The organism is Cronobacter sp. 153480017-3, from assembly GCF_053627815.1.
Map to the genome: position 1 here is coordinate 454,994 of NZ_JBSEYN010000003.1, position 21,468 is coordinate 476,461.

General features: G+C 58.3%; 17 protein-coding genes and 3 tRNA genes. 4 read left to right on the plus strand and 16 right to left on the minus strand.

The genetic code is table 11. The features are described 5' to 3' along the window. Positions 1–147: 147 nt before the first annotated feature. From ACUW6V_RS10010 to nnr, 11 genes are all read right to left on the minus strand, one after another. On the minus strand, positions 148–1,446 hold the full coding sequence (locus tag ACUW6V_RS10010; protein ID WP_004385298.1) for an adenylosuccinate synthase: 1,299 nt from the start codon (positions 1,444–1,446) through the stop codon (positions 148–150). A 102-nt stretch (positions 1,447–1,548) separates the two neighbouring features. Next, positions 1,549–1,746 (minus strand): DUF2065 domain-containing protein, encoded by a 198-nt coding sequence (locus ACUW6V_RS10015; protein ID WP_004385297.1) that lies wholly within the window; start codon positions 1,744–1,746, stop codon positions 1,549–1,551. 62 nt (positions 1,747–1,808) lie between these two features. Continuing rightward, positions 1,809–2,813 (minus strand): protease modulator HflC, encoded by a 1,005-nt coding sequence (gene hflC / locus ACUW6V_RS10020; protein ID WP_004385296.1) that lies wholly within the window; start codon positions 2,811–2,813, stop codon positions 1,809–1,811. Between the two features lie 2 nt (positions 2,814–2,815). Then, positions 2,816–4,060 carry an FtsH protease activity modulator HflK gene (gene hflK, locus ACUW6V_RS10025; protein ID WP_004385295.1) on the minus strand — a complete coding sequence of 415 codons (1,245 nt, stop codon included), beginning with the start codon at positions 4,058–4,060 and terminating at the stop codon, positions 2,816–2,818. 171 nt (positions 4,061–4,231) lie between these two features. Continuing rightward, positions 4,232–5,512, minus strand: a complete 1,281-nt coding sequence (gene hflX / locus ACUW6V_RS10030; RefSeq protein ID WP_004385294.1) for a ribosome rescue GTPase HflX — start codon at positions 5,510–5,512, stop codon at positions 4,232–4,234. A gap of 73 nt (positions 5,513–5,585) precedes the next feature. Then, entirely contained in the window at positions 5,586–5,894 is a 309-nt protein-coding gene (gene hfq, locus ACUW6V_RS10035; protein WP_004385293.1) for an RNA chaperone Hfq, read from the minus strand. A 100-nt stretch (positions 5,895–5,994) separates the two neighbouring features. Beyond that, a complete protein-coding gene (gene miaA / locus ACUW6V_RS10040) occupies positions 5,995–6,945 on the minus strand; it encodes a tRNA (adenosine(37)-N6)-dimethylallyltransferase MiaA (protein ID WP_004385291.1) in 951 nt (316 codons plus the stop codon). Further along, positions 6,938–8,845: a DNA mismatch repair endonuclease MutL gene (mutL, locus tag ACUW6V_RS10045; RefSeq protein WP_454038313.1), complete on the minus strand. Its 1,908-nt coding sequence runs from the start codon at positions 8,843–8,845 to the stop codon at positions 6,938–6,940. The genes miaA and mutL overlap by 8 nt, the downstream gene beginning before the upstream one ends. Positions 8,846–8,854: 9 nt before the next feature. Continuing rightward, positions 8,855–10,201 (minus strand): N-acetylmuramoyl-L-alanine amidase AmiB, encoded by a 1,347-nt coding sequence (amiB, locus tag ACUW6V_RS10050; RefSeq protein ID WP_454038314.1) that lies wholly within the window; start codon positions 10,199–10,201, stop codon positions 8,855–8,857. Between the two features lie 16 nt (positions 10,202–10,217). Continuing rightward, positions 10,218–10,676 carry a tRNA (adenosine(37)-N6)-threonylcarbamoyltransferase complex ATPase subunit type 1 TsaE gene (gene tsaE / locus ACUW6V_RS10055; RefSeq protein ID WP_012123684.1) on the minus strand — a complete coding sequence of 153 codons (459 nt, stop codon included), beginning with the start codon at positions 10,674–10,676 and terminating at the stop codon, positions 10,218–10,220. After that, the gene (nnr, locus tag ACUW6V_RS10060) at positions 10,669–12,198 is read right to left on the minus strand and encodes a bifunctional ADP-dependent NAD(P)H-hydrate dehydratase/NAD(P)H-hydrate epimerase (RefSeq protein WP_454038315.1); all 1,530 of its coding nucleotides are present in this window, start codon (positions 12,196–12,198) and stop codon (positions 10,669–10,671) included. The genes tsaE and nnr overlap by 8 nt, the downstream gene beginning before the upstream one ends. Between nnr and queG the strand changes: the two genes are divergently transcribed. Next, positions 12,197–13,336, plus strand: coding sequence for a tRNA epoxyqueuosine(34) reductase QueG (gene queG / locus ACUW6V_RS10065; RefSeq protein WP_004385286.1), 1,140 nt, complete (start codon positions 12,197–12,199; stop codon positions 13,334–13,336). The genes nnr and queG overlap by 2 nt on opposite strands. Positions 13,337–13,605: 269 nt before the next feature. Here the strand turns inward: queG and ACUW6V_RS10070 are convergent. The 4 genes from ACUW6V_RS10070 to orn all read right to left on the minus strand — a co-directional run bounded on the left by ACUW6V_RS10070 (position 13,606) and on the right by orn (position 14,734). Further along, positions 13,606–13,681 (minus strand) — tRNA-Gly (locus ACUW6V_RS10070). Positions 13,682–13,714: 33 nt separating this feature from the next. Next, positions 13,715–13,790: transfer RNA gene (locus ACUW6V_RS10075), tRNA-Gly, on the minus strand. A 155-nt stretch (positions 13,791–13,945) separates the two neighbouring features. Further along, positions 13,946–14,021, minus strand: a tRNA-Gly gene (locus ACUW6V_RS10080). A 167-nt stretch (positions 14,022–14,188) separates the two neighbouring features. Continuing rightward, positions 14,189–14,734, minus strand: a complete 546-nt coding sequence (orn, locus tag ACUW6V_RS10085; RefSeq protein ID WP_007887500.1) for an oligoribonuclease — start codon at positions 14,732–14,734, stop codon at positions 14,189–14,191. A gap of 111 nt (positions 14,735–14,845) precedes the next feature. Here orn and rsgA point away from each other — a divergent pair, with 111 nt between their 5' ends. From rsgA to mscM, 3 genes are all read left to right on the plus strand, one after another. Next, the gene (gene rsgA, locus ACUW6V_RS10090) at positions 14,846–15,892 is read left to right on the plus strand and encodes a small ribosomal subunit biogenesis GTPase RsgA (protein WP_454038316.1); all 1,047 of its coding nucleotides are present in this window, start codon (positions 14,846–14,848) and stop codon (positions 15,890–15,892) included. Positions 15,893–15,988: 96 nt separating this feature from the next. Then, entirely contained in the window at positions 15,989–16,951 is a 963-nt protein-coding gene (gene asd / locus ACUW6V_RS10095; protein WP_097582558.1) for an archaetidylserine decarboxylase, read from the plus strand. A gap of 16 nt (positions 16,952–16,967) precedes the next feature. Beyond that, a complete protein-coding gene (gene mscM / locus ACUW6V_RS10100) occupies positions 16,968–20,300 on the plus strand; it encodes a miniconductance mechanosensitive channel MscM (RefSeq protein WP_004385281.1) in 3,333 nt (1,110 codons plus the stop codon). Between the two features lie 169 nt (positions 20,301–20,469). Here the strand turns inward: mscM and epmA are convergent, their stop codons facing one another. Beyond that, entirely contained in the window at positions 20,470–21,447 is a 978-nt protein-coding gene (gene epmA, locus ACUW6V_RS10105; RefSeq protein WP_007887508.1) for an elongation factor P--(R)-beta-lysine ligase, read from the minus strand. Positions 21,448–21,468 lie beyond the last annotated feature (21 nt).

Here is a 21,468-nt window from a genome sequence, read left to right on the forward strand (position 1 = left end):
TCAGAATATGGGAGGGGAAAAACGCGGTTCGCCCAGTGGGCGATATATTGATGATAAACCAGCCACATGTCAGGCGGCTAATTTATTTGAAAAAGGCGGGTAAAAACCGGGAAAACAAAGGGCGCGTTTGCCGCGCCCCTGGTCATTTTATGCGTCGAACGGATCGCGCAGGATCATGGTTTCGGTACGATCCGGACCGGTAGAGATGATGTCGATCGGCACGCCGGTGACTTCTTCAATACGTTTGATATAGTTCAGCGCCGCCTGCGGCAGGCCGCTGCGCTCTTTCACGCCGAAGGTGGATTCAGACCAGCCCGGCATGGTTTCGTAAATCGGCTCGATACCTTCCCAGTCATCCGCCGCCATCGGGGTGGTGGTGACTTCGCGGCCATCCGGCATACGGTAAGCGACGCAGATTTTCACCTCTTCCAGACCGTCCAGGACGTCCAGTTTGGTCAGGCAGAAGCCGGACAGGGAGTTGATCTGCACGGCGCGGCGCACCGCTACCGCATCCAGCCAGCCGGTACGACGGCGACGACCGGTGGTGGCACCGAATTCATTGCCTTTTTTGCACAGGAATTCGCCGACATCGTCGAACAGCTCGGTCGGGAACGGGCCTGCGCCCACGCGGGTGGAGTAAGCTTTGATGATGCCGAGCACGTAGTCCACATAACGCGGACCAATGCCGGAACCGGTCGCGACGCCGCCTGCGGTGGTGTTGGAGGAGGTGACATACGGATAGGTGCCGTGGTCGATATCCAGCAGCGTACCCTGCGCGCCTTCAAACATGATGAAGTCGCCACGTTTACGCGCCTGATCCAGCAGATCGGAAACATCCACCACCATGCTGGTCAGCACGTCGGCAATCGCCATGACGTCGTCCAGCACTTTCTGGTAGTCAACCGCTTCAACTTTGTAGAAGTTCACCAGCTGGAAGTTGTGGTATTCCAGCACTTCTTTCAGTTTTTCAGCGAAAGTGGCTTTATCAAAGAGATCGCCCACGCGCAGACCGCGACGTGCGACTTTATCTTCATAGGCCGGGCCGATGCCGCGACCGGTGGTGCCGATGGCTTTGGCGCCGCGCGCTTTCTCACGTGCGACGTCGAGCGCGACGTGGTAGTCGAGGATCAGCGGGCAGGCTTCAGATAACAGCAGACGTTCGCGAACCGGGATACCACGGTCTTCCAGTTCCTTCATCTCTTTCATCAGCGCGGCAGGCGACAGCACAACGCCGTTACCAATGATGCTGGTGACGTTATCGCGAAGAATGCCTGATGGAATAAGATGGAGGACGGTTTTTTCACCGTTGATTACGAGAGTATGGCCTGCGTTGTGACCGCCCTGGTAGCGTACAACATATTTAGCCCGTTCAGTCAGAAGATCGACGATCTTCCCTTTACCTTCGTCACCCCATTGGGTGCCCAGTACGACGACGTTGTTACCCATTTTTCAAAATCACCGTTTGCTTAAAAAAGGATTCTAACACCAGCTTTGCTGATGTTCAGCCCTTTTTGTATACAAATTTCGTCGATTTTGCCCGATTTTTATTCAGTTAATCGTTTTCCTCAACATGTAGTAGATAACAATCCCGGCAACCACAAGACCACCACCGAAACGGCGCAGTAAGGTGTCCGGCATTTGCGCCACAGAGAGGATCATCCGCCGCCACAGACGTGGAAAAAGCAGCGGGCCGAGCCCTTCGACCACCAGCACCAGACCCAGCGCCAGCAAAACCGTTGTATTCATTGTGCGTAAAACCTGCATAAAAAAAGAGCCGGTCATTGCCGGCTCTTGTTTAGGGTAATGGCTTAACGTGTGCTATTGGCCGGCGTTTTCATATAACGGAAGAAATCGCTGTCCGGGCTTAACACCATCACATCCTGATTGGAGTTAAAGCTGCTCTCATAGGCACGCAGGCTGCGGATAAAGGCGTAGAAATCTGGATCCTGGCTGAACGCGTCGGCGAACAGTTTCGCGGCTTCGGCATCGCCTTCACCACGCAGGATACGCGCCTGACGCTCCGCTTCCGCAAGCGTACGGGTCACTTCGTAATCCGCCGCCGCACGCAATTTCTCAGCCTCTTCCTGACCCTGTGAACGGTGACGACGGGCGACCGCTTCACGCTCGGCGCGCATACGGTTGAAGATAGCTTCCGAGACTTCCGCCGGCAGGTTGATCTGCTTGATACGCACGTCAACCACTTCAATACCGAGTGCAGCCATACTGTTCGGGTTGATCACCGGCACTTTACCGTTGGTCTCTTCGGTCACGCGTTTAGCCGCAGAGGCGATAGCGTCATCCGCCGCCGGGGTTTCGACTTCATCTTCAGTGCCCGCAGAACCGGAGTTCAGCGCTTCGCGCACTTCAGACGTCAGACGACCACGAGAATCGGTCACGATGTCTTTCACGTCGAGACGACCAATTTCAGAACGCAGACGGTCAGAGAACTTACGTTTCAGCAGCACTTCCGCCTGAGAGAGATCGCCGCCGCCTGTCGCCAGGTAGTAACGGCTGAAATCGCTGATGCGCCATTTAATGTAAGAATCGACGATCAAGTCTTTCTTCTCTTTGGTGACGAAACGATCCGCCTGGTTATCCATGGTCTGGATACGGGCGTCCAGCGTCTTCACCGACTCGATAAACGGCAGCTTAAAGTGCAGGCCAGGCTCATACACTTTCGGCTTGTTATCGTTGTCACGCACCACTTTACTGAACTGCAGGATGATGCCGCGCTCACCCTCTTTCACCACAAAAATCGAGGTGTAAAGCACCACCAACGCGATGATGATTACCGCAATGACTGACTTACGCATCGTTATTCACTCCCTTCGCGCTGGTAATCGTTACGCTGCGCGTTGGCACGGCGTTGATCCATAATATCGCCACGGCCAGAGGACGCGCTGTTGCTCGCGCCGCTGTTACCGCTACCGGAAGCCGGCGGCAGACGCAGCAGCGGATTGCCGCTGTTGTTGTCGTCGCTCGCGGCAGGCGCAGAACCGCCTTTCAGCATCTGATCCAGCGGTAACACCATCAGGTTTCCGCCTTTATCGTTGACCAGCACTTTACGGGTGTGGCTCAGCACTTTTTCCATGGTTTCGATATACAGACGCTCGCGGGTAATTTCCGGCGCGGCTTTATATTCCGGCAGGATCTTCGCAAAGCGCGCCACTTCACCCTGAGCTTCCAGGACAGTCTGCGTTTTATACGCGCGGGCTTCTTCCAGAATACGCTGCGCCTGACCGTTTGCACGCGGCTGCACTTCGTTGCTGTACGCTTCCGCTTCACGGATGTACTGCTGTTCGTTTTCACGGGCGGCAATCGCGTCGTCAAACGCGGCTTTTACCTCTTCCGGCGGACGGGCGGCCTGGAAGTTAACGTCGAGCAGCGTGATGCCCATGTTGTACGGACGAATGGTTTCTTCCAGCTCGCGCTGGGTATCGCTACGGATAACGGTACGGCCTTCCGTCAGAATGCGGTCCATCGTGTATTTACCGATGACGCCGCGCAGGGCGCTGTCGGTGGCCTGACGCAGGCTGTCGTCCGCGTTGGCGACGCTAAACAGGTAGCGCTGCGGATCGGTGACGCGGTACTGGACGTTCATCTCAACGCGCACCACGTTTTCATCAGACGTTAGCATGATGCCGGAGGCGGCCAGCTCACGCACGGCTTCCACGTTGACCGGCACCACTTCATCAATAAAGGTGGGCTTCCAGTTAAGACCCGGCTCAACCAGATGGCTGAATTTGCCAAAACGCGTCACAACGCCGCGCTCAGCTTCTTTGATGGTATAGAACCCGGTGACGGCCCATAAGACGACCGCAGCGACCGCGACGATACCGACGATACGACCGCCGACCGGGCTACGTGGCTCCTGCGAAGCACCGCCGCCTTTACCACCGCCAATGCCGCCCAGCTTTTTGCTGAGTTTACGGAAGATATCATCCAGATCCGGCGGCCCCTGCTCGCGACCGCCTTTATTTCCCCCAGAGTTGCCGCCAGGCTTGCTGCTTCCCCACGGGTCGCGGTCCTGTCCGTTATTACCGGGCTGATTCCACGCCATGTTTATGCTCCATATTTGTTATGCGGTGATATACCTTTCGTCCTTCAGATGGCGTGATGGCGTGCGCTTTCATTCATTGTGCTAATGCGAAAAAGCGCAGGCGTCATCACGCCGCCTGAGTTCATCCGGGTACCCCCCAAAGGGGAATATTTTCAGGCTTCGGCCGGCCGGTTAGACCACGTAGTCAACCAATGCCGGTTCCTGTTTACAGAGGCGACGCCAGTCAACAATCGGCATGCGAACTTGCAGTCCGACGCAACCGTCCTCCTCCATCCACTCTTTTTCGATCGCCTGAAGCTGGTAAAACCGGCTCCGCAGACGCCCCGCTTCCGGCGGAAGACGCAGCGCACGCTGGACTATTTCGCCGGAGAGACGTTCCGTCAGGGCCTGGAAAAGCAGTGGCACGCCCGCCCCCGTCTGCGCGGAAAGCCACACGCGGATGGGCACATTCTCGTCGTTCCTGTCGATACGCGGCTCGAAATCCTCCAGCATGTCGACTTTATTCATCACCAGCAGCGTCGGGATCTCGTGGGCGTCGATTTCTTCGAGCACGGTATTAACCGCCTCGATATTCTCCGCCATGCGGACATCCGCCGCGTCGATCACATGCAGCAGCAGCGTCGCCTGACGCGTCTCCTGCAGCGTGGCTTTAAACGCCGCGACCAGATCGTGCGGCAGATGGCGGATAAACCCGACCGTATCCGCCAGCACCGTTTCGCCGACGTCCGCGACGTCTATGCGGCGCAGCGTCGGGTCGAGTGTCGCGAACAGCTGATCCGCTGCATACACCTCAGCCGTGGTGATTTGGTTAAACAGGGTGGATTTGCCGGCGTTGGTGTAGCCCACCAGAGAGACGGTGGGAATATCGGCTTTGGTACGCGACCGACGTCCCTGCTCTCGCTGCTTCTCGACGCGCTCCAGGCGCGAGAGGATCTGAGTAATACGGTTACGCAGTAAGCGACGGTCGGTTTCCAGCTGGGTTTCACCCGGGCCGCGCAGGCCGATACCGCCTTTCTGGCGCTCAAGGTGGGTCCAGCCGCGCACCAGTCGCGTGGCTAAATGGCGCAGCTGCGCCAGCTCAACCTGCAGCTTCCCTTCATGGGTGCGTGCACGCTGGGCGAAAATATCAAGAATCAGGCCGGTGCGGTCGATAACGCGACACTCGCACAGGCGCTCAAGATTACGTTCCTGAGCCGGGGTCAACGCATGATCAAAAAGGACAACAGACGCCCCAGTGGCTTTGACTGCATCGGCAATCTCAACGGCTTTACCTTCACCAACAAAATACTTTGGGTGCGGCGCTTTACGGCTACCGGTAATCACCTGTAATGCTTCGACACCGGCGGAAGAGACCAGAGATTCGAACTCCTGGAGGTCTTCCATATCTTTGTCTTGCGTAAAATAGATGTGTACCAGCACCGCCTGCTCACCGGCATCATAACGGTCAAACAAGCGTAAACCCTCTTAAAATACCAGCGGGGAACACAGACGAACTGGTCCCCCGACATGGAGCAACAGCCAGGCCTTACTCGGCGTCTTCGCTATCCTGAGAGGCAGCAGAAGATGGCTGTGCGTTGTTGCTGTGATGGTAGTTATTGGAACCGCCACCCGCGTTGTTACTATGGTGAGAAACCGGACGAGACGGCACCACGGTCGAGATCGCGTGCTTATAAACCATCTGGCTGACCGTGTTTTTCAACAGGATCACGAACTGATCGAAAGATTCAATCTGACCTTGCAGCTTAATACCATTCACCAAATAAATAGAAACTGGAACACGTTCCCGACGCAGCGCGTTGAGGAACGGATCTTGCAAAGATTGCCCCTTAGCCATTCTATCTTTTCCTTATATGCTTGTTGTTTATACTCTTGAACCCTTGGGCTCTGAAAAACTGCGTAAAAATCCGCGCACGATACGGTTCAATTGTACACATTCATTGTTGCTTCGCACCAATAACCTGTAACACATCGCTGTACGCCTGTTCAGGCTTCTCACTGTCGAGCCAGTGTACGCCTTCCCAACCGCGCAGCCAGGTCATTTGCCGCTTCGCTAACTGTCTCGTGGCGCAAATACCTCGATAAACCATTTCGTCGTATGAGATTTCACCCGCCAGATAAGACCACATCTGACGGTATCCCACGCAACGAACGGAAGGCATGTCCGTATGCAAATCTCCACGGGCAAATAACGCCCGGACTTCTGCCTCAAAACCTGAAGCCAACATCTGGTGAAAACGCTGCTCAATGCGCTGATGGAGCAGTTCACGGCTCGCCGGGGCGATGGCGAACTGATGCACCTGATAGGGCAGAGCTTCTCCTGACGTTTGCGTCAGTTCCGTTAAAGTTTTACCCGAAATGAAAAAAACTTCCAGTGCCCGGGAAAGCCTTTGCGGATCGTTGGGATGGATTCGCTGCGCCGCGACAGGGTCGATATCCTGAAGCTTGCGGTGTAATGCGTCCCACCCCTGCTCTGCTGCCTGCCGTTCGATCTCCGCTCTGATGGTCGGATCCGCTGAAGGAAGCGGCGAAAGCCCTTCCAGCAGCGCCTTAAAGTAGAGCATGGTGCCGCCCACGAGCAGCGGTATGCGCCCGGCGGCGACAATCTCCGCCATCGCTTGTAGCGCATCGCGGCGGAAATCGGCCGCAGAGTACGCCTGCGCGGGATCGATAATATCCAGCAAGCGGTGCGGCGCCTGCGACAATTCGTGCGCATCAGGCTTGGCGGTGCCGATATCCATGCCCTTATAGACCAGCGCGGAATCCACGCTAATCAGCTCCACCGGCAGCGTCTGGCGCAGGCGAATGGCTAACGCCGTTTTGCCGGATGCCGTCGGCCCCATCAGAAAAATCGCCTTCGGAAGGCCTGTTTTACTTACATCATTCATGTGTCAGGGCATTCATCGCCGGTTGTAGATCAATAGGTTGTAATAGACCACCCGGCGGCGTTTTCACCATCTGCGGACACAGCCTTTCGAGCTCCGCCAGCGTCGCGATGGCTTGCGCGACGCTCCACGGTTGCGCGATAACCAGATGGCGGGCAAGCCATCCGGCAATAGCGGCGTCGTCAGCATTTGGTTGCTGCGCCAGGTAGCCTATCAGTTCGGGAATCAAGATTTGTAAATTTTGTTGGCGTAAGGGTAAAGGCACTGCACGAATTGTCACGTGATGCCCGTCGAGGACGATTTCGATACCCAGGCGCGCCAGTTGCGGCTGCGCGCGGGTCATAATATCGCGCTCATCGCCGGAAATTTTTAGACGAACCGGAATCAGTAACGGCTGTGCGCAGGGCGCTTCATCATGCGGCAACAGCTGCGCCTGTTTGAGATAACGCTCCGCCACGCTTAAGGCCAGCAGCATGAGCTTACCGTCGCGCTCAAGCAGCGCCACGTTTTCAGACACCAGCGTCAGCACGCGTCCAAAACTGTGCGAATGGCCTTCCAGCGCAGGCGCGGACGGCATAACTTCACGCGCGCTTGTCACCGAAGGCGCGGCAGGCGGCGGCGTCACCGCGGGCGTCTCCAGCAATTGTTTGTACAGCGCGCCCTGCTGTTTCTGATAGCCCGGCGTCGCATGCGGCCAGCCGCCGTTGCTGGCAGCGCTGCGCCCGGCACTACTGCCTGCTGACGCCCCGCCGGATGAATAGCGCGGCGCGTCGTTCTCGCGTGTGCTCACACGCTCACGCGGCGCCGGGTCCGCAAACTGATTTTTCCCCGCCGCGACGCGGTTTTCAAGCTGAAAGCGTGGCGCGTCCTCGGCCGGTTCATTGAGAGAGAGCGGATTTGCCGCCTGCTGCTGCAGCACGCTTACCACGCCCTGATAGATAAAATCGTGCACCAGGCGCGACTGGTGAAAACGCACTTCATGCTTGGCCGGATGCACGTTCACATCCACCTGATGCGGATCGATTTCCAGATACAACACATACGCAGGTTGCTGATCGATGCCGAGCTTATCTTCACAGGCCTGGCGAATCGCATGGTTAATCAACCGGTCGCGCATCATACGGCCATTTACATAGCAGTACTGGATTTCGGCCAGCGCCGCCGTAGTGCCTTTCGGCTCCGCCACCCAACCGCGCAGCGCCAGATCGCCGTGCTGCCACTCGATAGCCAGCGCGTGCTCCAGAAATGCCGGGCCGCAAATGCTGCCAAGACGGCGTTCACGCGGCGCGTTGCCCTGCACAGCCCTGTACTGACGCATCATTTTGCCGTTATGGCTGAGATTAATCGTCACGTCAAAGCGCGCCAGCGCGATGCGCCGCACCACTTCGTCAATGTGCGTGAATTCGGTTTTCTCGGTGCGCATGAATTTGCGCCGCGCGGGGGTGTTGTAGAACAGATCCAGGACTTCCAGCGTGGTGCCGACCGGGTGCGCCGCCGGTTTAATGGTCACCTCCATATCGCGGCCTTCGGCGTACGCCTGCCAGGCTTCCTGCTGATCGGCGGTGCGCGAGGTGAGCGTGAGACGCGATACCGAACTGATACTGGCCAGCGCTTCGCCGCGAAAGCCGAGGCTGATGATGGCTTCGAGATCGTCCAGCGAGGCGATTTTACTGGTAGCGTGACGCGCCAGCGCCAACGCCAGCTCATCTTTCTTAATGCCGCCGCCGTTATCGCGGATGCGGATAAGCTTCGCGCCGCCACGCTCGATATCGATATCAATGCGCGTGGCGCCCGCGTCGAGACTGTTTTCCACCAGCTCTTTCACAACCGACGCAGGGCGCTCCACCACCTCGCCCGCGGCGATCTGGTTCGCAAGCTGCGGCGGCAGAACCTGAATCGGCATGAATTCTCCTTACTGAATCACGGTGACCTGGCTTGTGGCGTTGTCAGCGGAGCGGGCGGTCTGCCCCGTTCCGCCGTCACCCTTTGGCGCGGCCTGGAGCGGATGCGCAATAAAGTAGTTGCGCAGCCCCTGATAAATCGCTTCGGCAATTTGCTGCTGATAATCATCGCTTGCCAGCAAACGCTCTTCGCCGGTGTTGCTGATAAAACCGGTCTCCACTAAAAGCGACGGGATATCCGGCGAGCGCAGCACGCCGAGGCTTGCGTGTTCCGGCCGCCGCTTATGCAGCGCGCCCACCCGCTGAAGCTGCCCGAGCACGCTGGTGGCGACATCATACCCGACGCGCTGTGAATGGCCGAACTGCAAATCCAGTACCGCCTGGCTCAGGTACGGGTCCGCCTGGCTGTTCGCGAGCACGTCGCCTGCGCCGCCGAGAAGCTCTGATTGTTTCTCGTGCTGCTCAAGCCAGCTCGCCATTTCGCTGTTGGCACGACGATTCGAGAGCACCCAGACGGATGCGCCGGTGGCGTCGCGGTTAGGCGCGGCGTCGGCGTGAATGGAGACCAACAGATTCGCGTTTTGCTGGCGCGCCACATCGGAGCGGCCCATGACGGAGATAAAATAGTCGCCGTCGCGGGTCAGCACGCCTTTAAACATCGGATCGTCATTAAGCAGCGTTCGCAGCTTACGGGCGATAGCGATGGTGACATTTTTCTCGCGCACGCCGCCGGGGCCGATAGCGCCGGGATCCTGGCCGCCATGCCCGGCGTCGATAGCCACCACCACGCGATCGGATGTCGCGGTCCGACTGACGCTGCGCCCCGGCCGCGTCACGGTATTGCTGCCGACGACGCTGGTGATACGGTCGTTATCGGTGCGAAACGGGTTGCGCGCAGGCTCGGACGATCGAACGGGAGCGGCGACGGGCTCGCGCTGCGCCACAACCGGTGGCGGCGGTGGCGGCGGCGGCTCGTCGGCGTCGATCGTAAAGACGACGTTATAGCCCGCGCCCTTTTGCTGCTTCACCGCGCGCGCTTTGCCATCTTTGGTTAAATCGACCACCAGACGCAGCGACTGATTATCTTTCGGCTGCCCGGCGCGAATGCTCTTGACCAGGTTTTCGCCGCTAAAGATCAACGGCAGGCCCTGAATCACGCCGGTCTGTTTAATATCAAGGGCGACGCTGCGCTTAACCTGCTGCGAGTAAGCGTATTCAGGATCGCCCATAAAACTTAAGGTGATCCGCGCCTGGCCGTCGCCGTTGGACACCTGAATATCAGATAGCGTCGCCCCGAACGCGGGCGCGCATACCGCCAGCAGAAGCGCCACTACCCAGTTTTTCATGCGTGTGATCATCCTGTCGTCCTTGCGTTCAGGCGAGGCGGGCCAGCAGCGCGTCACCAGCGGCGGAGACCGCTTTCACCCGCGCTTCTCGCCCTTGCTCCTGCCATGACAAGTGGATTTCGATATCGGGCGACGGCAACACGCCCGCGCCCTGCTGCGGCCACTCGACAAGGCAAATGGCGTCGTCGGTGAAGTAATCGCGAATGCCCATGAACTCCAGCTCTTCTGGATCGGCCAGACGATAGAGATCGAAGTGATAGACCATTCTGTTTTCCAGCGTATAAGGCTCAACCAGCGTGTACGTCGGGCTTTTCACGTTGCCCTGATGACCGCACGCCTGCAGAAAGCCACGGCTGAATGTGGTTTTGCCCGCGCCTAAATCGCCATACAGATGGATAACGGTCGCGCCGGTGCAGGCACGCGCCACGCGTGCGCCGAGATCGAGGGTGGCCTGCTCTTCGGGTAAAGGTATAACGCGATTAATCATGATTCTGGTCTGTGTCTATATCCGGGTTAACAAAACGATAGAGCGTGGAAAACAGATCGGTTGCCAGCATGCCGCGCGTGCCAAAGCGCTTCGCGAGCGCATCCGCCGCCGCGCCGTGCGCCACGCTGCCTGCGCAGGCGGCATCAAAAAGGTTAAGCCCCTGCGCCAGCAACGCGCCGATAATACCGGAAAGCACGTCGCCCATGCCGCCCGTACCCATGCCAGGATTACCGACATCGATAATGCCGCATTCGTCCTGCGGCCCTGTTACCACCGTTCCCGCGCCTTTCAGCACCACGCACCCCCCGTAGCGCTGCGCCAGTTCTCTGGCGCTAAGTAAGCGGTCACTCTCAATTTCTGCCACGCTACGGTTAAGTAACCGCGCGGCCTCGCCGGGGTGCGGCGTAAGAATGCGATTGTGACTGGTATCGGGAGCGATTGCCAGAAGGTTAAGCGCGTCCGCATCCCACAGCATCGGTTTGTCACACTGGCGTACTTTCGCCAGCGCCGATTTGCCCCACTCCTGCTGCCCGAGCCCCGGCCCGATAACCACGACGTCGGCCCATTCCAGACTGGCGTCGAGCGCATCGCTGGTGAGTTCATGCACCATCAGCTCCGGGCGTGCAGTCACAAGCGGCGCGATGTTTTCCGCGCGAGTAAGTACTCGCACCAGGCCTGCGCCCGCACGCAACGCCGCCTCGCCGGTCATGCGGATAGCGCCAGCGGTGCCATGATCGCCGCCGATAATCACCAGCTTGCCGTTATCGCCTTTATGCGAACCAGGACGGCGCGGCCGGAGCCAGCGGGAGAGCTGCGTTGCGTCGAAGCGCGCATACGGCGCCTGTTGCCCGGCAAGCCACGCCTCAAGCCCCAGCGCGTGATAATGCAACCGCCCGACGACGTCACGGGCGCGGCCAGTAAGCAGCCCCGGCTTGAGCGCAATAAACGTCACGGTATGCGCGGCATGAATCACCGCGCCCGGCGCAGCGCCAGTTTGCGCCAGCAGGCCGGACGGAGTATCCAGCGCCACTACGGGTGCCCGATGTTTATTCGCCTGTTCAATCAGCGCGGCGACGTTCTCGCGCGGAGCCTGAGAAAGCCCCGTGCCGAGCAATGCATCGATAATCAGATCGCAGGTTTCCGGCAGCGGCGTATGCGGCGCATGGATTTCACCGCCTGCGCCGAGCCAGGCCTCGCGCGCGGCCTGCGCCTCTTCCGGCAACGGTTTGTCGCTTTCCAGCGCCAGCAGCGTCACGTCAATGCCCGCCGCCTGCGCCAGACGCGCCACCACATAGCCATCACCACCGTTATTGCCGTGGCCGCACAGCACCAGCCAGCGCTGGCTGTGCGGATACGCCGCGCGCGCCACCTGAAACGCCGCATCACCCGCGCGTTGCATCAGTTCATAGAGCGTCAGCCCGAGGCTGTCCGCCGCCTCGCGTTCCGCCGTGCGCAGCCAGTCTGCGGGCCAGACGGAGTGTGGTATACTGGCGTCGTTTTTGTTCATCCCGTGGTCCGTCATGTCTGAACCCCTCGATCTCAATCAGTTAGCGCAAAAAATTAAACAATGGGGTGCCGAGCTCGGTTTCCAGCAGGTCGGTATTACCGATACCGATCTCAGCGCCAGCGAAGGCGCGTTACAGGCGTGGCTGGATAAACAGTATCACGGCGAGATGGAGTGGATGGCGCGTCACGGTATGCTGCGCGCCCGCCCGCATGAACTGCTGCCCGGCACGCTGCGCGTTATCAGCGTGCGCATGAATTATCTGCCTGCCAGGGCGGCGTTTGCCAGCACGCTGAAAGATCCCTCGCTCGGCTACGTGAGCCGTTACGCCCTGGGGCGCGATTACCATAAGCTTTTGAGAAACCGGCTGAAAAAACTCGGCGAAACGCTGCAACAGCATTGCGCATCGCTGAATTTTAGACCTTTTGTCGACTCCGCGCCCATCCTTGAGCGCCCGCTCGCCGAAAAAGCGGGTCTCGGCTGGACCGGCAAGCATTCGCTGATCTTAAGCCGCGACGCCGGGTCGTTTTTCTTTCTTGGCGAACTGCTGGTGGATATACCGCTACCAGTGGATAAGCCTGTCGAAGAAGGCTGCGGGCGCTGCGTGGCCTGCATGACCATCTGCCCCACCGGCGCGATTGTCGAGCCGTACACGGTCGATGCGCGCCGCTGCATCTCTTATCTCACTATTGAGCTTGAAGGCGCGATCCCTGAAGAGTTTCGCCCGCTGATGGGCAACCGCATTTATGGCTGCGACGACTGCCAGCTGATTTGCCCGTGGAACCGTTTTTCACAACTCACCGATGAAGCGGATTTCAGCCCGCGCCAGGCGCTGCACGCGCCAAAGCTGATTGAACTGTTTAGCTGGAGCGAAGCGCACTTTCTGAAAGTCACGGAAGGGTCGGCGATCCGCCGCATTGGCCACTTACGCTGGTTGCGTAATATCGCGGTCGCGCTCGGCAACGCGCCCTGGGACGAGGCTAATATCACGGCGTTGCAACAGCGCAAAGGTGAGCACCCACTTCTTGATGAGCATATTGACTGGGCGATTGCGCAACAAACAGACAAACGTAATGCCTGCGTGGTGGAAGTGCAGCTCCCGCAGAAACAGCGGCTGGTCAGAGTGATTGAGAAAGGCTTGCCGCGCGACGCCTAGACGCGTTTCGCTGTGAATAAAATTAAAAAAGTCTTGTCATTCAAAGGCCATGATTATCAAAAAGCCTCAAAATTAACATTTGGTAATAAATTATTTATTATCAATATCAATAAGATAAAGAAAAGATGTGAACAAAGTTATCATTTCTGCTCACAGGATAACTTTATGCATTCTGTGGATAAGTCTGTTTAGAAAAGTGTGGCACAAACGTGAAAAACCCGCCGTAGCGCGCGTTATCGCTGTGGATAATTTGTACAATCGAGGAGATTTGGAGCGGGAAACGAGACTCGAACTCGCGACCCCGACCTTGGCAAGGTCGTGCTCTACCAACTGAGCTATTCCCGCTTGGGTGGTGTTGCCTTTCGGCATTTCAAATTTTGGAGCGGGAAACGAGACTCGAACTCGCGACCCCGACCTTGGCAAGGTCGTGCTCTACCAACTGAGCTATTCCCGCTTAATCTTTGTCTTTCTGGCTGCTACTGCGTTGGCTGCCTTCACTCATCTTAGTCACTTACTTAAGTAAGCTCCCAAGAATTCGTTCAGTTGCCGCCTTGTCGCAACCCGAAATACGTTGATTGGGTGGTGCTGCCTTTCGGCGATTTCAAATTTTGGAGCGGGAAACGAGACTCGAACTCGCGACCCCGACCTTGGCAAGGTCGTGCTCTACCAACTGAGCTATTCCCGCTCTGCGTAATTCACATTTCTGTGTCGTTACGGGAGGCGCATTATACGAGAAATGATTTCTACCGCAACCCCTTAAACGCTTTTTTTCGTGATTTTTGTCTGACTGCGTTTTTATTCGCCAAAGCGATCACTTTATCAACAAAAGAGGGGCTTAGCCCCTCGCTTGCATCACAATTTTATAAAATGTTCGCGGTAATAGGCGAGTTCCGCTACCGATTCGCGGATATCGTCCAGCGCCTGGTGGGTATTCTGTTTTTTAAGGCCATCGAGCACTTCCGGCTTCCAGCGGCGCGCCAGCTCTTTCAGGGTGCTGACATCCAGATAGCGGTAGTGGAAATACGCTTCCAGCTCCGGCATGTATTTAAACAGGAAGCGGCGATCCTGGCCGATGCTGTTGCCGCAGATGGGCGATTTTCCGGCCGGTACCCACTGCTTAAGAAATTCGAGGGTCGCCAGTTCCGCTTCGCGATCGCCCATCGTGCTCGCCTTCACGCGATCCACCAGCCCGCTGGCGGTATGGGTGCGCACGTTCCAGTCATCCATCAGCGCCAGCTGCTCGTCAGACTGATGCACGGCGATAACCGGCCCTTCTGCCAGAATGTTGAGGTTGGCGTCGGTCACCAGGGTGGCGATCTCAATGATGCGATCCTGTCGCGGGTCAAGCCCGGTCATTTCCAGATCGATCCAAATGAGGTTGTTTTCATTGGCACTCATGCTATTTTCCATCCGTATCGCGTCACGCTGGGGTGACAGGCAGTTAATTCATTTACAATAGCTGGTATCATAGAGGTTTTGCCCACCAGGGGCGACCAGGAGCCATTAAGATTGAGCAAAAATAAACTCTCCAAAGGTCAGCAACGCCGCGTCTCAGCGAATCATCAGCGCCGGCTCAAACAGACTCCGGAGAAAGCCGATCCCGACGACTCGCAGTTTGGTGAGCCTCGCGACGGCCGCGTTATCAGTCGTTTTGGTCAGCATGCCGACGTCGAAGCGTCTGACGGCGGGGTGCACCGCTGCAACATTCGCCGCACTATCCGCTCGCTGGTGACTGGCGATCGCGTCGTCTGGCGTCCGGCGAAAGAAAACGTGCAGGGCAAAGGCATTGTCGATGCGGTGCACGAGCGCACCTCCGTCCTGACGCGCCCGGATTTTTACGACGGCGTGAAGCCTATCGCCGCGAATATCGACCAAATCATTATCGTCTCGGCCATCCTGCCGGAGCTGTCGCTGAATATTATCGACCGCTATCTGGTGGCCTGTGAAACGCTGGATATTGAGCCATTACTGGTGCTCAACAAGATTGACCTGCTTGATGAAAAAGACCTGGCCTTCGTCAACGAGCAGATGGATATCTATCGCCGTATCGGCTATCGCGTCCTGCTGGTTTCCAGCTACAAAGACGAAGGGCTGAAAGAACTGGAAGAGGCGCTGATTGGCCGCACCAGCATCTTCGCCGGGCAGTCGGGCGTCGGGAAATCGAGCCTGCTGAATAATCTGCTGGGCCTCAAGGATAACCAGATTCTGGTTAACGATGTTTCTGATAACTCCGGGCTTGGCCAGCACACCACGACCGCCTCGCGCCTCTATCACTTCCCCGGCGGCGGCGAAGTCATCGATTCCCCGGGCGTGCGCGAGTTCGGCCTGTGGCATCTGGAGCCTGACCAGATCACCCGCGGCTTTATCGAATTCCACGATTATCTCGGCCTGTGCAAATTCCGCGACTGCAAACATGGCAGCGATCCGGGTTGCGCCATTCGCGAGGCCGTCGAGCGCGGCGAGATAGCCGAAACCCGCTTCGACAATTATCACCGGATTCTGGAAAGCATGGCGCAGGTAAAAACGCGTAAAAACTTTTCCGAAAGCGACGACTGACAATTACGCTTGGCGTCGTTAGAATCAGCCCCTTTTTCTGACAGGCCCGGCATATAACCGGGCCAGGAATGACGAAACACTGGCCTGGAGGCTACCTTGTTAAACGAAATCAAACTTTCGCTGCAATACATTCTGCCCAAACAGTGGCTCACCCGTCTGGCTGGCTGGGGCGCGAGCAAACGCGCAGGCTGGCTGACTAAACTGGTCATCGATCTGTTTGTGAAGTACTACAAGGTCAACATGAGCGAGGCGCAGAAGCCCGATACCGCCAGCTATCGCACCTTTAACGAATTTTTTGTGCGTCCGCTGCGTGATGAAGTTCGCCCGCTGAACACCGATCCGAACGTGCTGGCAATGCCGGCAGACGGCGTAATCAGCCAGCTCGGGCGCATCGAAGGCGATAAAATCCTGCAGGCCAAAGGCCACAACTACACGCTGGAAGCGCTGCTGGCAGGCAACTATCTGATGGCCGATCTGTTCCGTAACGGCACCTTCGCGACCACTTATCTCTCGCCGCGCGACTATCACCGCGTCCATATGCCATGCAACGGCATCCTGCGCGAAATGATCTATGTGCCGGGCGATCTCTTCTCGGTAAACCATCTGACCGCGCAGAACGTGCCGAACCTGTTCGCCCGTAACGAGCGTGTCATCTGCCTGTTCGACACGGAATTCGGGCCGATGGCGCAAATTCTGGTGGGCGCGACGATTGTGGGGAGCATCGAAACCGTCTGGGCTGGCACCATCACCCCGCCGCGTGAAGGCATCATCAAGCGCTGGACGTACCCGGCAGGCGAAAGCGACGGCGCCGTGGCGCTGCTGAAAGGCCAGGAGATGGGCCGCTTCAAGCTCGGCTCAACGGTTATCAACCTGTTCGCGCCGGGCAAAGTGGAGCTGGTTGAGCATCTGCAAAGCCTCTCCGTCACGCGTCTCGGCGAGCCGCTGGCGGTCTCTGTTGAGGCGGTCGCAGCCGACGTCGCCCCTGCGGTTATCTCACAAGAAGAAGCCGACGCCGAGCGTGAAGCCAACCCGCTGGTAGATAACGACCAAAACCGTTAATTCAAAGGTAAATGACGTGCGCCTGATCCTTTACGTGCTGCTGGCCTGGAGCCTGAGCTTTTGGGCGAACGCCGCAACCGCGCCTGATGAAAAACAGATAGCGCAGGAGCTGGAACAGGCCAAAGCGGCCAAAAACCAGCCCGATCAGGCGCAAGTGGTTGAAGCCCTGCAGGCGGCGCAAAACGCGCTTGAGGAGCGAAAAGCTTCCCTTGAGCGCGCAAAGCAATATCAGGAGGTTATCGATAACTTCCCTAAGCTTTCGCAGTCGCTGCGCCAGCAACTCAACAATCTGCGCGATGAGCCGCGCCGGGTGCCTACCGGGCTTACCACCGACGCGCTCAATCAGGAGATCCTCCAGGTCAGCAGTCAGTTGCTGGAGAAGAGCCGCGAGGCGCAGCAGGAGCAGGATCGCGCGCGCGAAATCGCCGACTCCTTAAGCCAGCTTCCCCAGCAGCAAACCGACGCGCGCCGCCAGCTTAACGAGATGGAACGCCGCGCGGGCGCGCCGACCGGCTCAAATGCGCTTGGCGCGGCGCAGCTGCTTAGCCAGCAGGCCGAATCGTCTCAACTGAAAGCCCGCGTTGACGAACTCGAACTCGCCCAGCTCTCCGCCAGCAACCGCCAGGAGCTGGCGCGCCTGCGCGCGGAACTGGCGCAAAAGCAGAGCGAACAGCTTGATGCTTACCTCCAGGCGCTGCGCAATCAGCTTAACAGCCAGCGCCAGCAGGAAGCTGAGCGCGCGCTGGAGAGCACCGAACTGCTTGCCGAGAACAGCGCCAACCTGCCGCCGGCGATTGTCGAGCAGTTCAACGTAAACCGCGAGCTGTCGCGCGCGCTAAACCAGCAGGCGCAGCGTATGGATCTGGTGGCGTCCCAGCAGCGGCAGGCCACCAGTCAGACCATGCAGGTGCGTCAGGCGTTAACCACGCTGCGTGAACAGTCACAGTGGCTCGGGGTGTCGAACGTGCTCGGCGAGGCGCTGCGCGCCCAAGTGTCGCGCCTGCCAGAGATGCCGAAGCTTCAGCAACTCGATACCGAAATGGCGCAGCTTCGCGTCCATCGTCTGCGCTATGAAGATCAGCTCAACAAGCAGCCGCAGCTGCGCCAGTTGCGACAGGCGGACGGCAAGCCGCTGACGGCAGAGCAGAGCCGTATTCTCGACGCGCAGTTACGCACCCAACGCGAACTGCTCAACTCGCTGTTGCAGGGCGGCGATACGTTAATCCTTGAGCTTACCAAGCTGAAAGTGGCAAACAGCCAGCTTGAAGACGCGCTGAAAGAAGTGAACGAGGCGACGCACCGCTACCTGTTCTGGACTTCAGACGTCAGCCCGCTCACTATCAGCTGGCCGGTGGATATCGTTCAGGATTTGCGCCGTCTTATCTCGCTCGACTTTTTCGGCCAGCTCGGTAAAGCCGCCGTGATGATGGTGACCAGCAAAGAGACGCTGCTGCCGCTCTTCGGCGCGCTGCTGCTGGTGGGCTTTAGTATCAGTTCGCGGCGTCACTTTACAGCGTTTCTGGAGCGCTCCAGCGCGCGGGTCGGGAAGGTAACGCAGGACCATTTCTGGCTCACGATGCGCACGGTGTTCTGGTCGATTCTGGTGGCCTCTCCCCTGCCCGTGCTGTGGGCGACGCTTGGCTATGGCCTTCGTGAAGCCTGGCCCTGGCCTATCGCCGTGGCGGTCGGCGATGGCGTCACCGCCACGGTGCCGCTGCTGTGGGTCGTGATGATTTCTGCGACCTTCGCACGCCCGAACGGCCTGTTTATCACGCATTTCGGCTGGCCGCGCAACCGGGTCGCCCGCGCGATGCGCTACTACCTGATGAGCATCGGCTTTATCGTGCCGCTCATCATGGCGTTGATTACCTTCGATAACCTCAACGACCGCGAATTCTCCGGCTCGCTGGGGCGGCTGTGCTTTGTGCTTATCTGCGGCGCGCTGGCGATCGTCACGCTCAGCCTCAAGCGTGCGGGCCTCCCGCTCTTTCTCGATAAAGAAGGCAACGGCGATAACTGGGTCAACCGGCTGCTGTGGAACCTGCTGCTGTGCGCGCCGTTAACGGCAATCCTCGCTGCGGCCGTCGGTTATCTCGCCACCGCGCAGGCGCTGCTGGCGCGTCTGGAAACGTCCGTCGCCATCTGGTTTCTGCTGCTGGTGATTTACCACATCATTCGCCGCTGGATGCTCATTCAGCGCCGTCGCCTGGCCTTTGACCGCGCCCGCTCGCGTCGCGCGGAAATTCTGGCCCAGCGCGCCCGCGGCGAAGAAGAACCGCACCACGGGCACAGCACCGAAGGCAGCGTGGAAGTGGAAGTCGCGGAGCTTGATCTGGATGCGATCAGCGCCCAGTCGCTGCGCCTGGTGCGCTCGATCCTGACGCTTATCGCGCTGCTGTCCGTGATTGTGCTGTGGTCGGAAATTCACTCGGCTTTCGGGTTCCTTGAGAATATTTCGCTGTGGGATGTCACCTCGACCGTTCAGGGCGTTGAGAGCATTGAACCGATTACGCTTGGCGCAGTGCTGATCGCCATTCTGGTGTTTATCGTCACCACGCAGCTGGTGCGTAACCTGCCCGCGCTGCTGGAGCTGGTCGTGCTGCAACATCTGGAGCTGACGCCAGGCACTGGTTACGCCATTACCACCATCACCAAATATCTGCTGATGCTGATAGGCGGCCTGGTGGGCTTCTCCATGATTGGTATTGAGTGGTCGAAGCTGCAATGGCTGGTGGCGGCGCTCGGTGTAGGGCTCGGTTTCGGCTTACAGGAGATTTTTGCCAACTTTATTTCGGGCCTGATTATTCTCTTTGAAAAGCCGATTCGTATCGGCGATACCGTGACCATTCGCGATTTAACCGGCAGCGTGACGCGCATCAACACGCGCGCGACGACCATCAGCGACTGGGACCGTAAAGAGATAATCGTGCCGAATAAGGCGTTCATTACCGAGCAGTTTATTAACTGGTCGCTCTCGGATTCGGTCACGCGCGTGGTGCTGACGGTGCCTGCGCCGGCAGATGCTAACAGCGAAGAGGTAACGCAGATCCTCTATCGTGCCGCTGAGAAGTGCTCGTATGTGATTGATAACCCGCCGCCGGAAGTGTTCCTGGTCGATTTGCAGCAGGGTATTCAGCTCTTTGAACTGCGTATTCACGCCGCCGAGATGGGACACCGCATGCCGCTGCGCCACGAAATCCATCAGCTGATTTTGCAGGGCTTCCGCGAGCATGGCATCGAGATGCCGTTCCCGCCGTTCCAGATGCGTCTGGAGAGCCTCGACGGCAAGCGCATGGCGCGAACGTTAAGTTCAGCCGGGCGCACCAGCCGCGCGCCGGGCAGTATGTAACGAAAAAGGAGCCGCAAGGCTCCTTTTTTATGGCGGCAATTCTGTTGTTGAAGTCGTTTAGTAAAGGTGGGTGCGCTGCGCTTACCCACCCTACAAGGCAAATTAAGCCTTATCTAACACCGTAGGGCGGGTAAGCGCAGCGCACCCGCCACAGGTAAGCATTCAGCCGTTACGCCCGGTCGACCGTAAAAGCGATAACTTCAGCGAGGCTCTCTGCGCCCAGCGCCAGCATAATCAGGCGATCGACACCCAGCGCCACGCCGGAACAATCCGGCAGGCCCACTTTCAGCGCTTCCAGCAGGTTGTAATCCACCGGCTGCTGCGGCAGACCGCGCTGAAGGCGTTTGCGGTTATCCTGCTCGAAACGCTGCTGCTGCTCGCGCGCGTCGGTCAGCTCATGGAAACCATTCGCCAGCTCAATGCCTTTGTAATAGACCTCAAAACGCTCCGCCACGCGGTGATCTTCGGTGCTGATTTGTGCGAGCGCCGCCTGGCTTGCCGGGAAGTGATACACAAACACCGGGCGATCTTTACCAATGTGCGGCTCAACGCCCATAGAGAACAAGAGTTGCAGGAGCGTGTCACGATCTTCTTCGGTATCGGCGATATTGCTCAGGTCAAGCTTCGCCGCCACTTCACGCAACTGCGTTTTATCCGCCGACAGCGGATCTATCTCCAGATGGCGCTGGAACGCCTGCTGGTAGGAAATGGTCTCGGCGGGCTGGCACTCCAGCACCTGCTGCAGAAGATCGTCCACCTCGTTCATCAGGCGGTACATATCGTAATGCGGGCGATACCACTCCAGCATCGTGAATTCCGGGTTGTGATGACGCCCCATCTCTTCATTACGAAAGCTTCGGCACAGCTGATACACCGGCCCACAGCCCGCCGCCAGCAGGCGTTTCATGTGATATTCCGGGCTGGTCATCAGATAGAGATTAATCCCCTGGGAATGGCCGGGACCGACGAAACGCGTTTCAAACGGGAACAGGTGGATATCGGTTACCGTCGCCTGGCTCATGCAGGGGGTTTCCACCTCCAGTACGCCGCGGTCCGCGAAAAAACGGCGGATCTCCGCCATGATGGCGGCGCGTTTCAACAGGTTGGGGATGGATGCGCTCGGCTGCCAGGTGGCCGTCTCGCTCATGGTACTTTCTCCGTCGTCAAA

Excerpts from the sequence above, each read along its gene's own strand:
- queG (WP_004385286.1), top strand. The coding sequence starts at position 12,197 with ATGTCTGAACCCCTCGATCTCAATCAGTTAGCGCAAAAAATTAAACAA.
- hflC (WP_004385296.1), bottom strand. The coding sequence starts at position 2,813 with ATGCGTAAGTCAGTCATTGCGGTAATCATCATCGCGTTGGTGGTGCTT.
- mutL (WP_454038313.1), bottom strand. The coding sequence starts at position 8,845 with ATGCCGATTCAGGTTCTGCCGCCGCAGCTTGCGAACCAGATCGCCGCG.
- hfq (WP_004385293.1), bottom strand. The coding sequence starts at position 5,894 with ATGGCTAAGGGGCAATCTTTGCAAGATCCGTTCCTCAACGCGCTGCGT.
- amiB (WP_454038314.1), bottom strand. The coding sequence starts at position 10,201 with ATGATCACACGCATGAAAAACTGGGTAGTGGCGCTTCTGCTGGCGGTA.
- epmA (WP_007887508.1), bottom strand. The coding sequence starts at position 21,447 with ATGAGCGAGACGGCCACCTGGCAGCCGAGCGCATCCATCCCCAACCTG.
- miaA (WP_004385291.1), bottom strand. The coding sequence starts at position 6,945 with ATGAATGATGTAAGTAAAACAGGCCTTCCGAAGGCGATTTTTCTGATG.
- ACUW6V_RS10015 (WP_004385297.1), bottom strand. The coding sequence starts at position 1,746 with ATGAATACAACGGTTTTGCTGGCGCTGGGTCTGGTGCTGGTGGTCGAA.
- nnr (WP_454038315.1), bottom strand. The coding sequence starts at position 12,198 with ATGACGGACCACGGGATGAACAAAAACGACGCCAGTATACCACACTCC.
- orn (WP_007887500.1), bottom strand. The coding sequence starts at position 14,734 with ATGAGTGCCAATGAAAACAACCTCATTTGGATCGATCTGGAAATGACC.
- hflK (WP_004385295.1), bottom strand. The coding sequence starts at position 4,060 with ATGGCGTGGAATCAGCCCGGTAATAACGGACAGGACCGCGACCCGTGG.
- tsaE (WP_012123684.1), bottom strand. The coding sequence starts at position 10,676 with ATGATTAATCGCGTTATACCTTTACCCGAAGAGCAGGCCACCCTCGAT.
- ACUW6V_RS10010 (WP_004385298.1), bottom strand. The coding sequence starts at position 1,446 with ATGGGTAACAACGTCGTCGTACTGGGCACCCAATGGGGTGACGAAGGT.